Origin of the sequence: Actinokineospora sp. PR83 (assembly GCF_021056305.1) — a bacterium.
In the GTDB taxonomy this organism is placed as follows: Bacteria; Actinomycetota; Actinomycetes; order Mycobacteriales; family Pseudonocardiaceae; genus Actinokineospora; species Actinokineospora spheciospongiae.
In genome coordinates this window covers 82,714-96,985 of sequence record NZ_JAJCXD010000027.1, presented here as the reverse complement: position 1 = coordinate 96,985, position 14,272 = coordinate 82,714, and the positions used below count along the sequence as shown (strand labels likewise).

Below are 14,272 nucleotides of genomic sequence, written 5' to 3'. Positions count from 1 at the left end.
GCGGTCGGCCCCGCCGGGCCGGGCTGCGCAGGCCGGTCGCCGCCGTCGCCGTGTCCCTGCCCGCCGAGGCCGCCCCGCGCCCGGCGGGAGCCCGGCCGTCCCCGGTGCCGCGCCCCTCACCGGTGCCCCGCGACGGGTCCGGCCCGCCCCCCGCGCCGGACCTGGTGCTGGTCAGCGTCGACCGGGGCCGGGTGCTGCGGCAGATCCTGCTCGCGCCACCACTGCTGCTGCTCGTCGGCCTGGCGGCGCTGGCGCTGGTGGTGAACGCCGGGCGCACCGGCCTCGACCTGTCCGGTGGGCGCCTGCTGCCGGTCGGCGACCTCGGCCAGACCTGGTCGGAGTACGTCAGCACCTGGCACGGCGTCGCGGGCGGCACCGCCGCCCCGGCCCCCGCCGCGCTGGCCGCGCTCGGGCTGCTCGGCGCGGTCCTGGCGCCGTTCGGCGGGGTGCAGGCGGCGGTCGCCCTGCTGCTGCTGGCCGACCTCCCGCTCGCGGGCCTGAGCGCCTACCTCGCCACCCGCCGCGCGCCCGTGCGCCGCTGGGTGCGCGCGCTCATCGCCGTGGCCTACGCGCTGCTGCCCCCGGCCGCGGGCGCGGTCGCCCAGGGCAGGCTCGACGTGGTCGTGGTGCACCTGCTGCTGCCCCTGGTGACCTCCGGCGTCACCGCGCTGCTGGTGCGGCGGCGCACCGGCGCGGGCCCGTCGGCGTGGCTGTCGACGACCGCGGGCACCGCCCTCGGGCTGGCGGTCATCGGCGCGTTCTCCCCGCTGACGCACCTGCTGCTGGTCGTTGTGGCGCTGTCGGGGTTCGTGCTCGTCCCCGGCGCGGGCACCCGGCGCGGGGCGGCGCTGTTCCTGCTCGTGCTGATGCCGCTGGCGCTGCTGCTGCCGTGGCCCGCCGTGGTCATCCAGCACCCCGGCGTGCTGCTGCACGGGGTCGGCGCCCGGGTCGATGCCCCGGCCGCTTCCTGGACCGACCTGCTGTCGCTGACCGCGGGCGGGCCGGGGGCGTGGCCGGTCGTCGGGCTGGTGGTGCTGCTGGCGGTGCTGGTCGGGGTGGCCGTGCGACCGCTGCGCGGGGTGCTGCCCGGGCTCGGGTTCGCCCTCGTCGGCCTGGCCGCCCTGGTCCTGGTGCGGCTGGTGCCCGCGACCCCGCTGGGCGGGAACACCCCCACCCACGGCTGGGCGGGCGCACCGCTGCTGGTCATCGGCTGGGGTCTGCTGTGGGCGCTGACCGGGGTGTGCCGCACCGGCCGCGCGGGCCTGCGGCTGCCGTCGACCCCGGTCGTCGCGCGCACCCTCGCCGGGCTCGGCGCCGCCGGGCTGGTCGCGCTGGCCCTGAGCCCGGTCCTGGCCACCCCCGGCCCCCTCCGCGACGGCGGCGGCCCGCGCCTGGCCTCCACCCTGACCTCGGAGCTGGCCGCCACCCGCCGCTCCGTCGTGGTCATGGCCGCGAACGGCGAACCCCTGCGCCAGACCGCCGCCCGCCCGCCCCGCTTCGGCGACGACGACCTCGCCCCCACCCCGGCCGCGGCCACCCACCTGGCCACCCTGGACAGCGACCTGCGCGGCGACGACGTCGACACCGTCCGCGCCGCCCTGGCCCGCGCCGCCGCCTCGGGGGCCCTGTTCGTCGTCGCCCCCGACACCCCCACCGCCGACCGCCTGCGCGACCGCGGCGGCCAACTCCTCGCCGACGCCCCACCCACCTCCGACGGCCGCCCGGTCTTCCGCCTGCTGCTGCCCTCGGGCTCGGCCTACCTGCTCTCCCCCGACCTCGCCCGGCAGGCCCTCACCGGAACCCCACCACCCACCCTGCTGGACAACCCCGGCGTGGTGGGTGTCGAAGCCGCCCCGCCGTCGGTGGCCGTCCGCGTCTCCGACGGCCCCGAGGGCCGCCTCCTGGTCATCGCGGCCGAGGAGGAACCCGGCTGGACGGCCACCCTGGACGGCAGGCAGACCGGCATCAGCCGAGCCTGGGGCGGCCAGGTCGCCGTCACCGTCCCCACCCGGGCGACCGAGGTGCGGGTGGAACAGCCGACGGCACTGCGCGGGGTGCTGCTGCTGGTGCAGGGCGCGGTGCTGCTCTTCACGCTCCTCACCTCGATCCCCGGCCGCCGCCCCGAGGACTAGGTCCTGCCCCACACGAGCCCGGTCTTTTCGTGGGTGTGCCCGGCTGGGTGGATGTGCTTGGCCGGGGCCCCTACGGCGATCATGCGGCCCAGCGTGACAGGGTGGGGCTGAAGGGATGCCCCACCGCCCAGGCAGGCTTGCACATGATCGCCACCCCCGACCAAACACATCCACCCACCCGGGCAGGGGCGTAGCCGGGCCGCCGGTTGCGAGGGTGGCCGGTTGGCTGCCGAGCACATCCGCCCACCCGGGCAGAGGCGTAACCGGGCTGGCGGTTGCGAGGGTGGTTGCCCGCCGGGCATATCCGCCCACCCGGGCACCTGCATAGCCGGGCCTGCGGTTTTCAGGGTGGCTGGGCGGCTTTGAGAACGGGCCTGGACCGCCCCGCCGCTGCTCATCGGTGCCAGAGCAGCCCCCGAATCAATCCAAGCACCACCCACCGACGAAAACCGCCGCCCCGCCCGGAGTTGTCCACAGGCCCAGGGGGACCCCCGAAATCAAGTCAACCAGGGGCCACCGACAGAAACGGCTCCCTGGGGCGAAGTTGTCCACAGGCCCGGGGAGGCCTCGGGATCACTCCGACCGGCGGCCACCGACGGCAGGGCTGTGCGCTCCGGGACGTCCACAGGCCGGGCCGCCGGTCGGGTGCGGGGTCAGCCCTCGCCGTCGATCACGCCGGGGTCGAGGCCGAGGTAGGCGGCGACCTGCTCCACCAGCACGTCGTGCACCAGGTCGGCCAGGTCGCCGCCGTCCTTGGCCCTGGCCTCCAGCGGGCGGCGGTAGAGCACGATCCGCGCCCGGGTCGGCTGGCCGCGGCGGTCCACCCCGGCCGCCACCAGGCGGGCGAGCGGCACGCCGCTGTCGGCGAGGACCCCGTCGGGGGTGGCGGCGCCGGTCTCGGGGACCTCCGGCACGTCGTCCACCGCGACGTCGAGCTTGGTCAGCTCCGTGCGCCACCTGGCCTCGATGGGCTCCAGGGCGTCGAGCACCAGCGCGTCGAACTTCTCCGCGCGGGTGCTGGCGGCGGGCAGGGTCGAGGGGAAGAGGGGGCCGCGCAGGCCACGTCCGTGGCGGTCGCGGCTACGTCGTTCGCGGCGCCGGGATCCGCGGGCTGTCACCACGGGGAACCAGCGTACGCGGGTCGGCAGTTGCTCCGGTTGGGCGCTCCGGGGGCGTGTCGCGGGTGCACATGCGGTACCGGGCCGGGGGGAGGCGCTATCGTCACCATTTGTGCGGAGCGTGCGTCGGTGTTCACGAACCGGGTGTCTGAACCCGGCCGTCGCCACGCTGACCTACGCCTACGCCGAGTCGACCGCCGTCGTCGGGCCGCTGGCCACCTACTCCGAGCCGCACAGCTACGACCTGTGCGAGGAGCACGCCCTGCGGCTGACCGTGCCGCGCGGGTGGGACGTGGTGCGCCACGACGGGTCGTTCGCGCTGCCGGAGCCCTCCGTCGACGACCTGACCGCGCTGGCCGAGGCCGTGCGCGAGGCGGGCCGGGTCGACCGCCCGGTGGAGCAGCCGGACCCGGGCACCGGGAGCAGGCGCGGTCACCTCCGGGTCCTCCCCGACCCGGTCAACGACTGACCCGCGCCGGTAGGCTGCCGGGCGAGGACCACCGAACCCTGGGAGAACCCGTGCGCGACCTGTCCGGCGTCTTCAAGGCCTACGACATCCGCGGCGTCGTCGGCGAGCAGATCGACGCCGACCTGGTGCGGGCGGTGGGCGCCGCCTTCGCCCGGCTGGTCGGCGGGCCGACCGTCGTGGTCGGCCACGACATGCGCGAGTCCTCCCCCGGCCTGGCCGCCGCGTTCGCCGAGGGGGCCAACGGCGAGGGCGTCGACGTCGTCAACATCGGGCTGGCCAGCACCGACATGCTGTACTTCGCCTCCGGCAGCCTCGACCTGCCCGGGGCGATGTTCACCGCCAGCCACAACCCGGCCAAGTACAACGGGATCAAGCTCTGCCGCGCGGGCGCCGCCCCGGTCGGGCAGGAGTCCGGGCTGCGGACCATCCAGGCCGAGGTGGAGGCCGACACCCCCGGTTCGGGCAAGACCGGCTCGGTGGAGACCCGCGACATGCTCACCGGGTACGCCGAGTACCTGCGCGGGCTGGTCGACCTCTCCGGCATCCGCCCGCTCAAGGTCGTGGTGGACGCGGGCAACGGCATGGGCGGGCACACCGTGCCCACCGTCTTCGACGGCCTGCCGCTGGACGTCACCCCGATGTACTACGAGCTCGACGGCAACTTCCCCAACCACGAGGCCAACCCGCTGGACCCGAAGAACATCGTCGACCTGCAGGCGAAGGTCCGCGAGGTCGGCGCCGACATCGGCCTGGCCTTCGACGGCGACGCCGACCGCTGCTTCGTCGTCGACGAGAACGGCGACCCGGTGTCGCCGAGCGCGATCACCGCGCTGGTGGCGGTGCGCGAGCTGGCGAAGGACCCCGGCGGCACGGTCATCCACAACCTGATCACCTCGCACGCGGTGCCCGAGATCGTCGCCGAGCACGGCGGCGTCCCGGTGCGCACCCGGGTCGGGCACTCGTTCATCAAGCAGGAGATGGCCGAGACCGGCGCCATCTTCGGCGGCGAGCACTCCGCGCACTACTACTTCCGCGACTTCTGGAAGGCCGACACCGGGATGCTGGCCTCCATGCACGTGCTGGCCGCCCTCGGCGAGCAGCCGGGCACCCTGTCCGACCTGACCCGCGAGTACAACCGCTACGCCGCCTCCGGTGAGATCAACTCCACCGTGGACGACCAGGCCGGGCGGCTGGCCGCGATCAAGGCCGAGTACGGCGCCAGGGACGGGGTGACCCTCGACGAGCTGGACGGGCTGACCGTGCAACTGCCCGACGGCGCCTGGTTCAACCTGCGCGCCTCGAACACCGAACCCCTGCTGCGGCTCAACGTCGAGGCCGCCGACGACGACGCCGTGGCCGCGGTGCGCGACGAGGTGCTGGCGATCGTGCGGGCCTGACCGCGCCCGCCCGCCCCGCCCGCGACCCCACGAACCGGAGGAGGACCACCATGGCAGTCACCCTGGACCCGCAGCTGTTGGACATCCTCGCGTGCCCGTCCGACGACCACGCCCCGCTGACCGCGGGCACCCCGGACGACCCGGCCGCCGACGCGCTCACCTGCACCGAGTGCGGGCGGGTGTTCCGGGTCGACGACGGCGTCCCGGTGCTGCTGCTCGACGAGGCCACCGAGCCCCAGCCCGACGCGGACCACTGAGTTGACCTCCCTCCCCGACGACACCCTCCTCGACGACGCGGCGCGCATCTCCGCCGCCGACCCCGAGGGGCTGCTGCGCGCCGCAGCCGGAGCGGGCGCCCAGGTCCGCGCGACCGCCGACGCCGCCCGCGAGGCCGGTCTCGACCGGCTGACCGGGTTGCGCCCGCGCGCCCTGGTGCTGGTGACCAGCCCCGGCCTGGGTCCGGCGGTGGCCGGGCTGCTGGCGGCGCTGCTGCCCGCCTGCCCGGTGCCGGTGCTGCTCGCCGACGAGGTGCCCGGCTGGATCGGCCCGCTGGACGTGGTCGTCGCGCACACCGACGACCCCGGCGACCACCTGCTGGCCCGCGGTGTCGACCGCGCGGGCCGCCGCGGCGCCGCCGTGGTGCTCACCGCCCCCGCCGAGGGCCCGGTGGCCGCGGCCGCCGCGGGCAACGCGGTCCTGGTGGCGCCCCGGATGCCGGTGCGCCCCGGGTTCGGCTTCGCCACCGCCTACACCGCGGGCCTGCTCGCGCTGTCCACCCTCGGCCTGCTGCGGGTCGACCTGGACGCGATGGCCGACGAGCTGGACCGCGAGGCCGAGCGGGCGCACCCGAACCACGAGTCGTTCGTCAACCCGGCCAAGGCGCTGGCGCTGCGGCTGGCCGAGCACACCCCGCTGCTGTGGGGGCTCGACCCGGTGGCCACCGCGGTGGCGGGCAACGCCGCGCAGGCGCTGGCCACCCACACCGACCTGGTCTGCGACGTCGCCGACTACCAGCAGGCGATGAGCCGCACCGCCCTGCACCGGGCCGCGGTCCGGGCCACCTCCGGCGGCGACATCTTCGCCGACCCGGACGACTTCGACGGCCCGGCCACCGCGCCACCGCGGGTGCTGCTGCTGGCCGTGCGCGCCGACCCGGGCGACCCGGCCCGCAGGTTGGCCGCGGAAACCCTGCCGGGGGCCGACCTGATCGACCCGGCGGAGGAGATCACCGCCGCCGACGAGCCCACCAGGGCCGCGGTGCTGGCCCTGCGCTTCGACCTCGCCGCCCTCTACCTCGGCCTGGCCGCGGGGACGGCGGGCGGTTCCGGACGGTACGCACCCGCGACGGCCTAGCCGCGGCGCAGCCGCGGCGGGTCGGTCGGGTGCAGTGAGGGAGTTGAAGGTCTGTGGAGCTGCTGCGCAACGCCGTGCGCCCGTACGCGTGGGGATCGCGCACCACCCTCGCCGAGCTGCTGGGCAACCCCTCGCCCGCCCCGCACCCGGAGGCGGAGCTGTGGATGGGCGCGCACCCCGGCGACCCGTCGCGGGTGGTGGACCCCTCCGGTGCCGAGCGGTCGCTGCTGGAGCGCATCGACGCCGACCCGGTGACCGAGCTGGGCGCCGACACCGCCGCCCGCTGGGGCAACCGGCTGCCGTTCCTGCTCAAGATCCTCGCCGCCGAGGAACCGCTGAGCATGCAGGCGCACCCGTCGGCCGCGCAGGCCGCCGAGGGCCACGCCCGCGAGGAGGCGGCGGGCATCGCCAGGGACGCGCCCAACCGCAACTACCCCGACCCCACCGCCAAGCCGGAACTGGTGTGCGCGCTCACCGAGTTCCACGCCCTGGCGGGCTTCCGCGACCCGGTCCGCACCCTGGCGCTGCTGGAGGCGGTGCGCACCCCGGGCCTGGCGCCGTACGCGGACCTGCTCGCCGGGCAGCCCGACTCCGGTGGCCTGCGCGCGCTGTTCACCATGTGGATCACCCTGCCGCAGACCGCCCTGGGCAACCTGCTGCCGGACCTGTTCGACGCCTGCGTCCGGCACGTCAAGGACCACGGCGAGTTCGCCCTGGAGTGCCGCACCGTCCTGGAACTGGGCGAGTCCTACCCCGGTGACGCAGGCGTGCTGGCGTCCCTGCTGCTCAACCGGCTGGTCCTGGGCCCCGGCGAGGCGATCTACCTGCCCGCGGGCAACCTGCACGCCTACCTGCGCGGCACGGCGGTGGAGATCCTGGCCAACTCCGACAACATCCTGCGCGGCGGCCTGACCCCCAAGCACGTCGACGTGCCGGAACTGCTGCGGGTGCTCGACTTCACCTGCAACGACATGCCGGTCACCACCGGGGAGGACCGGGGCAGGCTGCGCGTCTACCGCACCGAGGCCCCCGAGTTCGAGCTGTCCCGGGTCACCTGGGCCGGGTCCGACCGCGACGAGGTGGCGCTGCCCGGCGGCACCCCGCGCATCCTGCTCTGCTGCGCGGGCACGGTGGTCGTCCGCGACGGCGAGCGGGAGCTGACCCTGAGCCCCGGCCGCTCCGCCTGGGTCCCGGCCGCCGACCCCGACCTCCTCGCCCGGCCGTCCGGCGACGGCGAGGCGCACCTGTTCGTCGCCACCACCGGCACCGACGCGCCCTCGCACGGCGAGCGGTGACCCCGGTGGCCTAGGCTCTCCCCGAAATCGGACATCGACGAACACCAAGGGAGCCACCGTGTCAGCAGGGGGTAGCACCAAGGCCATCCTCGCCGCACTCGCCGCGAACGCGGGCATCGCGGTGGCGAAGTTCGCCGGCTTCCTGGTCACCGGGTCGTCGTCGATGCTGGCCGAGTCGGTGCACTCGGTGGCCGACACGTCCAACCAGGGCCTGCTGCTGCTGGGGCAGAAGACCTCCCAGCGCAAGGCGACCAAGGAGCACCCGTTCGGCTTCGGCCGCGACCGGTACTTCTACTCGTTCATCGTGGCCCTGATGCTGTTCACCCTGGGCTCGGCGTTCGCGCTGTACGAGGGCATCCACAAGGTCACCCACCCGGAGCCGCTGACCTCCCCGATCGTCGCGGTGCTCATCCTGGTGGTCGCCATCGGCCTGGAGAGCTACTCCTTCGCCACGGCCATCACCGAGTCGAAGAAGGTCAAGGGCGACGCGACCTGGTGGGGCTTCATCCGCCAGTCCCGCACCCCCGAACTCCCGGTCGTGCTGCTGGAGGACGCGGGCGCCCTGCTCGGCCTGGTGCTCGCCCTCGCGGGCGTCGGCCTCGCGGTCCTCACCGGCGACCCGGTCTGGGACGGCGTCGGCACCATCTCCATCGGTGTCCTGCTCGGCATCATCGCCGTCATCCTCATCGTGGAGATGAAGTCCCTGCTCATCGGCGAGGGCTCGACCGACGCGGAACTGGCCAGGATCGAGGACGAGCTGGCCACCGGCAAGGTCGAGCGCGTCATCCACATCCGCACCCAGTACATCGGCCCCGACGAACTCCTCGTCGCCGCCAAGATCGCCCTGCGGCCCGGCCTGCACATGGACGACGTCGCCCAGGCCATCGACGACGCCGAGGCCCGCATCCGCGCGGCCATCCCCACCGCCCGGCTGATCTACCTGGAGCCGGACCTCTACCGCACGCCCGCCACCCCCTGACCCGGCCAGCCGCGAAGCGCGAGCCCCGACCATCCCGCTGGGTCGGGGCTCGCGCCTTGTCCGCCCCCGGTCCGCGGTGCCGGTCTTCAAGCGGAGCGCCCGCGGCGGCGCTAGCCTCCCTGGACCGGACAACACCGAACCAGGAGGTGGGCCTTGGCGGGGAATGGTCTGTGGCGCACGAAATCGATCGAACGGTCCATCGCCGATACCGACGACCCGGACACCAAGCTCCGCCGCAACCTCTCCACCTGGGACCTGACGGTCTTCGGGGTCGCGGTGGTCATCGGCGCGGGCATCTTCACCCTCACCGCCAGGACGGCCGGTGACTTCTCCGGCCCGTCGGTCTCCGTCGCCTTCGTCATCGCCGCGGTGGCCTGCGCCCTGGCCGCCCTCTGCTACGCGGAGTTCGCCTCGACGGTCCCCGTGGCGGGCAGCGCCTACACCTTCTCCTACGCCACGTTCGGCGAGTTCGTCGCCTGGATCATCGGCTGGGACCTCATCCTCGAACTCGCCGTCGGCTCGGCCGCCGTGGCGAAGGGCTGGTCCACCTACCTCAACACGGTCATGGGCTACCTGTTCGGCTTCGACCCGGACCGCACCAACGCCACCGTCCTCGACCTCGGCCCGATCACCGTCGACTGGGGCGCGCTGCTGCTGGTGGGCGTGATCGTGGCCCTGCTCGCGGTGGGCACCAAGCTGTCCTCGCGGGTGAGCATGGTGATCACCGGGATCAAGGTCGCCATCGTGCTGTTCGTGATCGTGCTCGGCCTCTTCTACGTCAAGGCCGCCAACTACACCCCGTTCGTCCCGCCCGCGGAACCGGCCGCGGCGGGGCAGTCGGGGGTCGAGCAGTCGCTGCTGTCGTTCCTGTTCGGCAGCGGTGGCAGCTCCTTCGGCGCCTTCGGGTTGCTGGCTGGCGCGTCGCTGGTGTTCTTCGCGTTCATCGGCTTCGACATCGTCGCCACCACCGCCGAGGAGACGAAGAACCCGCAGCGGTCGGTGCCGCGCGGCATCCTCGGTTCGCTGTCGATCGTGACCGTCCTCTACGTCGCGGTGTCGCTGGTCGTGGTGGGCATGGTCAGCTACACCCAGCTCGCCACGGTGAACCCGGACGGCAGCGAGAGCAAGAAGACGCTGGCCACCGCGTTCTCGGCCAACGGCGTCGACTGGGCGGCGCAGGTCATCTCGATCGGCGCGCTCGCGGGCCTGACCACCGTGGTCATGGTGCTGATGCTGGGGCAGATCCGGATCGTCTTCGCCATGGCCCGCGACGGGCTGCTGCCGCGCGGGCTGGCGAGCACCGGCGGCAAGGGCATCCCGATCCGGGCGACCCTGGTCGTCGGCGGGCTCATCGCCGTCGCGGCGACCTTCTTCGAGGCGGACAAGCTGGAGGAGATGGTCAACGTCGGCACGCTGTTCGCGTTCATCCTGGTGTCGGCGGGCGTGGTCGTGCTGCGCCGCACCCGCCCCGACCTGCCGCGCGCGTTCAAGGCGCCCTGGGTCCCGGTCGTGCCGGTCCTGGCGATCCTCGCCTGCGCGTGGCTGATGCTGAACCTGACCGTGCTGACCTGGCTGCGGTTCGTGGTGTGGATGGCGCTCGGCGTGGTCATCTACTTCGTCTACAGCAGGCGCCACTCGGTGCTGGGCAAGGACCCCGAGGGCGCCGGGGCGGCGGGTTCGCCCGCGCAGCCGGGGGAGTCGGGGAAGTAGCATCGCCCGCGTGCCGCTGCTCTGCCTCGACGTCGGGTCCACCTGGACCAAGGGTGCCCTGGTGTCCGGGGCTGGGGAGCTGCTCGGCACCGCGCAGCACGCCACCACCGCACCGGAGGTGCTGCGCGGTGTCGACGCCGTGGCCGCGGCCCTCGAACCGGGAACCGCCGCGCGAACGGCGGACCCCGGAGCGGGCTCGTCGCGCACCACTGGGCAGGCGGGTGGGGTGCCGGTCCTGCTCTGCTCCTCCGCCGGGGGCGGTCTGCGGCTGGCGGTCGTCGGCCAGGAGCGGCTGGTCAGCGCCGAGGCCGGGCACCGGGTGGCGCTCTCGGCGGGCGCCAAGGTCGTGCACGTGTCCGACGGCGAACTCGACGGCGCGGGCCTGCGCGCCCTCCGCGCGGCCGCCCCGGACGTCGTCCTCCTCGTCGGCGGCACCGACGGCGGCGATCAGCGCACCCTGCTGCACAACGCGTCCAGGCTCGCCGCCAACCGCGTCCGCGTCCCGATCGTCCTCGCGGGCAACACCGCCGCCCGCGCCGAGGCCCTGACCCGGCTCGCCGGTCGCACGGTCGTGGTGACCGACAACGTCCTGCCCGACATCGGCGAACTCGCCCCCGCCCCGGCGCGCGCGGCGATCCGCGAGGTCTTCCTGCGCCACGTCATCGGCGGCAAGTCCCTCTCCCGCGGTCCCCGCTTCCGGCGGCTGGTCCGCGCGGTGACCCCCGACGCGGTCCTCTCCGGGGTCTCCCTGCTGGCCTCGGCCACCGACGACACCGGCGCCGTGCTGGTCGTGGACGTCGGCGGGGCCACCACCGACGTCTACTCCGCGGTGTCCACAGTGGATGCCCCGGCGGGCGCGGTCGGGCTGCCCACCGACCGCCGCACGGTCGAGGGCGACATCGGCATGCGCTGGTCGGCTCCCGGGGTGGTGGCCGCCGCCACCGCCGACCGCCTGATCGGGGAAGCCGACGGGCTGGCCGCGGCCGCCGCCACGCGCGCCGCCGCGGTCGACTGGGTCCCGTCCACGCCAGAAGAGTCCGCTGTGGACCTGCAACTCGCCGCCCTGGCCGCCCGGATCGCCCTCCGCAGGCACATCGACGCCACCGACGGCCGGTTCGGCCCCCGGGGCATCGGGCTGCTCGTCCTCTCCGGCGGGCCCTTCCGGCACGCGGAATCCGTGGCGGACGTGGAGGCCGCCCTCCGCTCGGACCCCGCCCTGCGCCCCCACCTGCGCACGGCGGCGGTCGCGGTGGACACCGACTACGTCCTCGCCCCCGCGGGCCTGCTCGCCGAGGCGGGCCACCGGTCCGCCGCCGAACACCTGCTCACCACCCGCCTGCTCACCGCCCACCCACACTGAGCCCACGGCGCAGGCCGGTCAGGCGGGCGGGGTGGGCTCCCGCTTCGGCGGCCAGGACAGGCCGCCCGACGCCGGGGCCTCCGGGTCCAGCGCCGCCGCCATCGCCACCGCGCGGTCCCACTCGGGGTCGGCCGGGTAGTCGGTGTGCGCGAGGGTGCCCGGCGCCCAGCGGCGGCCCGCCACGGGCCCGCGCATGGGGTCCGGCAGCCAGTGGTCGCCGCCGAGCACCAGCGCCCCGTGCGGGGACACCGACGCCGCCGGGAGCGGGCCCTCGGTGCCGTCGGTGCGGAAACCGGTGCCCAGCAGCCTGCCGTCGCACACCTGGCGGTTCCACGTGGTCACCGCGCCGCCGATCGGGTCCGTGCCCCGGCACAGCGCCCGCCACCGGCCGCCCAGGCCGCCCGACAGGTGCGCCAGGCCCCGGTGCGACACCACGGCCGGGAAGGCCCTCGGGTACGCCCACTGCAACTGCGACCCCGCCGTCACGATCCCCAGCCTGGCCGCGGCGGCGGGCTCCAGCGCGCCGAGCAGCCGGGCCGCGGCCACCGCGACCAGCAGGCTCCCCTGGCTGTGCCCGGTCAGCACCACCCTGGTCGACGGGTCCCTGAGGTGCTCCGCGGCGCGCGCCGCCAGTTCCGGGACCACCTTCAGCGCGTAGCAGGGCGGCACGGCCGGGTGCGACTCGCGCGGCCAGAACGACGCCAGGTCCGCGATCACGCCCAGCCTGCGACCCGCCTCCGGCTGCCGCGCGGCGTCGTACACCGCCTTGAGCAGCGCCCCGGCCAGCGCGCCCAGCGCCAGCACCCCGAACGCCGACAGCGGGTCGGTCCACGGCGGTGGTGTGAAACCCGACACGCGCAGCGCGATCACCGCGACCGCGCCCGCCACCAGCACCGCCGACACCGCGAGCACCACCCGGTGCAGGTTGCGCCGCTGCCAGCCCGCCACCCGCCACGCCTTCAGCGCCGCCGCGGCCTCCGGGCGGCCCGCGTGCAGCAGGCCCGCCTCCGCGTAACCGGACCCGCGCAGCAGCCGCACCACCGCCACCACCAGCATCGGGACCGCCACCACCACGCCCAGCGCCGCCGCCGCGCCCCACAGCAGCGCCACCGGCTCGTAGCCCGCGGGCAGCCGGGTGCCGACGCCGATCAGCCGACCCACGGCGATCGCCAGGCCCACGCCGAAACCACCGCCGAGCAGCACGCCGAACGCCAGCACCGGCGCGGCCATCCAGCCACCCGCCCAGGGCCGCAGCTCCCTCGGCTCACCGGCCCAGGTCCGCCGGGCGATCAGCGCCGCGGGCACCAGCAGCACGCCCACCAGCACCACCACCCCGAACAGCGCCACCGCCACCAGTTCCACCGTCGGCCCGGTCCCGGTCACCGCGGCGGGCATCGGCGACATGACCGCCCCGACCGCCACCACCAGCGCGCCCGCGACGACCAGCAGCACCCGCCGCGGCCACCGCCCCAGTGCCCCGCGCAGCGCCCGGCCCACCCGGCTGTCCCCGGCCCCGCGCGGGTCGTCGAGCAGCAGCACCGCCAGCAGGCACAGGCCCAGCAGGGCCAGCGCCAGCAGCCGCAGCACCCGCGCCACCGGCCCGTCCGGCTGGTGGAAGGGGCCGCCGACGGCCAGCAGCGCCACCGACGCCAGCGCCGTCACCAGGTGCAGCGCCCGCAGCGCCGGGGTGTCCGGGTCGGCGACGAGCCTGCCGCCGGGCAGGTCGCTCTCGGTGGGCCGCACCTGCGCGCCCGGCCGCCACGACACCGTCGAGATCCGGTACAGGACCAGGACGAACAGCAGCGCGGGCAGCAACCCCACGACCTGGCGGAAGGGGTAGGCCGAACGGACGCTGCCGGGCACCCAGGTCAGGCAGTCCGCGCCCGGCGCCAGGCACTGCGTCGCCAGCAGGTCGAGGGTGACCACGGTCGACTGGGTGATCAGCAGCGCGGTCAGCAGCAGCGCCGCGAGCCGCACCAGCGAGCGGTTGACCGCGGCGAGCACCCGCCCGCCCCGGTGCCCGGAGGGGACCGGGGGCAGCATCCAGTGCGCCATGTTGGCCAGCGAGAACGGGAACAGCAGCGCCCAGGCGGCCTTCGCCCAGCCGCCGGAGGTCATGGCGCTCCACACATACCCCTCGACCACCCGGGGCACGGACCTACCCTCCGCGCGCAGCACCGGACCCGGTGCGGGACGCTGGAGCCGATCCGCCGGGCGGACCAGCCGACCGACGCCGTCACCCGCGACGTCCACCGCGGCGACGGCGCCGACCAGCGACTCCGCTCCGGTGCCCAGGACGCCGTGCACGCGGAGCTCGACCACCCGCGTGTCCGATCCGGTGAGCAGCACGTTTCTCCCCAGGTCGCCGATCCGCCGGGCGCTTGCGCCCGCATTGCGTCCATGGTCCACGCTGGTCGGGCGCGGATCACCCGTTTCGGCCGATCCCTGCCCACGGACCG

At 75.3% G+C, this 14,272-nt stretch carries 10 protein-coding genes and 1 pseudogene; 9 read left to right on the top strand and 2 right to left on the bottom strand.

The window, feature by feature from the left end:
• Window positions 1–2,132, top strand: a pseudogene (locus L6E12_RS10150) (glycosyltransferase); the annotation flags it as partial.
• Between the two features lie 653 nt (window positions 2,133–2,785).
• On the opposite strand, the gene L6E12_RS10145 reads toward L6E12_RS10150, so the two are convergent.
• A complete protein-coding gene (locus tag L6E12_RS10145) occupies window positions 2,786–3,253 on the bottom strand; it encodes a metallopeptidase family protein (RefSeq protein ID WP_236227643.1) in 468 nt (155 codons plus the stop codon).
• A 109-nt stretch (window positions 3,254–3,362) separates the two neighbouring features.
• Here L6E12_RS10145 and L6E12_RS10140 point away from each other — a divergent pair, with 109 nt between their 5' ends.
• The 8 genes from L6E12_RS10140 to L6E12_RS10105 all read left to right on the top strand — a co-directional run bounded on the left by L6E12_RS10140 (window position 3,363) and on the right by L6E12_RS10105 (window position 11,813).
• Window positions 3,363–3,719, top strand: coding sequence for a DUF3499 domain-containing protein (locus L6E12_RS10140; RefSeq protein ID WP_181399910.1), 357 nt, complete (start codon window positions 3,363–3,365; stop codon window positions 3,717–3,719).
• Window positions 3,720–3,769: 50 nt separating this feature from the next.
• Window positions 3,770–5,116 carry a phosphomannomutase/phosphoglucomutase gene (locus L6E12_RS10135; RefSeq protein WP_236227642.1) on the top strand — a complete coding sequence of 449 codons (1,347 nt, stop codon included), beginning with the start codon at window positions 3,770–3,772 and terminating at the stop codon, window positions 5,114–5,116.
• Window positions 5,117–5,166: 50 nt separating this feature from the next.
• A complete protein-coding gene (locus L6E12_RS10130) occupies window positions 5,167–5,373 on the top strand; it encodes a Trm112 family protein (RefSeq protein ID WP_236227641.1) in 207 nt (68 codons plus the stop codon).
• 1 nt (window position 5,374) lies between these two features.
• On the top strand, window positions 5,375–6,469 hold the full coding sequence (locus tag L6E12_RS10125) for an SIS domain-containing protein (RefSeq protein ID WP_236227640.1): 1,095 nt from the start codon (window positions 5,375–5,377) through the stop codon (window positions 6,467–6,469).
• Window positions 6,470–6,522: 53 nt separating this feature from the next.
• Window positions 6,523–7,764 (top strand): mannose-6-phosphate isomerase, class I, encoded by a 1,242-nt coding sequence (manA, locus tag L6E12_RS10120; RefSeq protein WP_236227639.1) that lies wholly within the window; start codon window positions 6,523–6,525, stop codon window positions 7,762–7,764.
• 58 nt (window positions 7,765–7,822) lie between these two features.
• Window positions 7,823–8,743, top strand: a complete 921-nt coding sequence (locus L6E12_RS10115) for a cation diffusion facilitator family transporter (protein ID WP_236227638.1) — start codon at window positions 7,823–7,825, stop codon at window positions 8,741–8,743.
• Window positions 8,744–8,896: 153 nt separating this feature from the next.
• Window positions 8,897–10,453: an amino acid permease gene (locus tag L6E12_RS10110; protein WP_236227637.1), complete on the top strand. Its 1,557-nt coding sequence runs from the start codon at window positions 8,897–8,899 to the stop codon at window positions 10,451–10,453.
• A 10-nt stretch (window positions 10,454–10,463) separates the two neighbouring features.
• The gene (locus L6E12_RS10105; RefSeq protein ID WP_236227636.1) at window positions 10,464–11,813 is read left to right on the top strand and encodes a glutamate mutase L; all 1,350 of its coding nucleotides are present in this window, start codon (window positions 10,464–10,466) and stop codon (window positions 11,811–11,813) included.
• An 18-nt stretch (window positions 11,814–11,831) separates the two neighbouring features.
• Here the strand turns inward: L6E12_RS10105 and L6E12_RS10100 are convergent, their stop codons facing one another.
• Window positions 11,832–14,162, bottom strand: coding sequence for a hypothetical protein (locus L6E12_RS10100; protein WP_236227635.1), 2,331 nt, complete (start codon window positions 14,160–14,162; stop codon window positions 11,832–11,834).
• Between the last annotated feature and the right edge of the window lie 110 nt (window positions 14,163–14,272).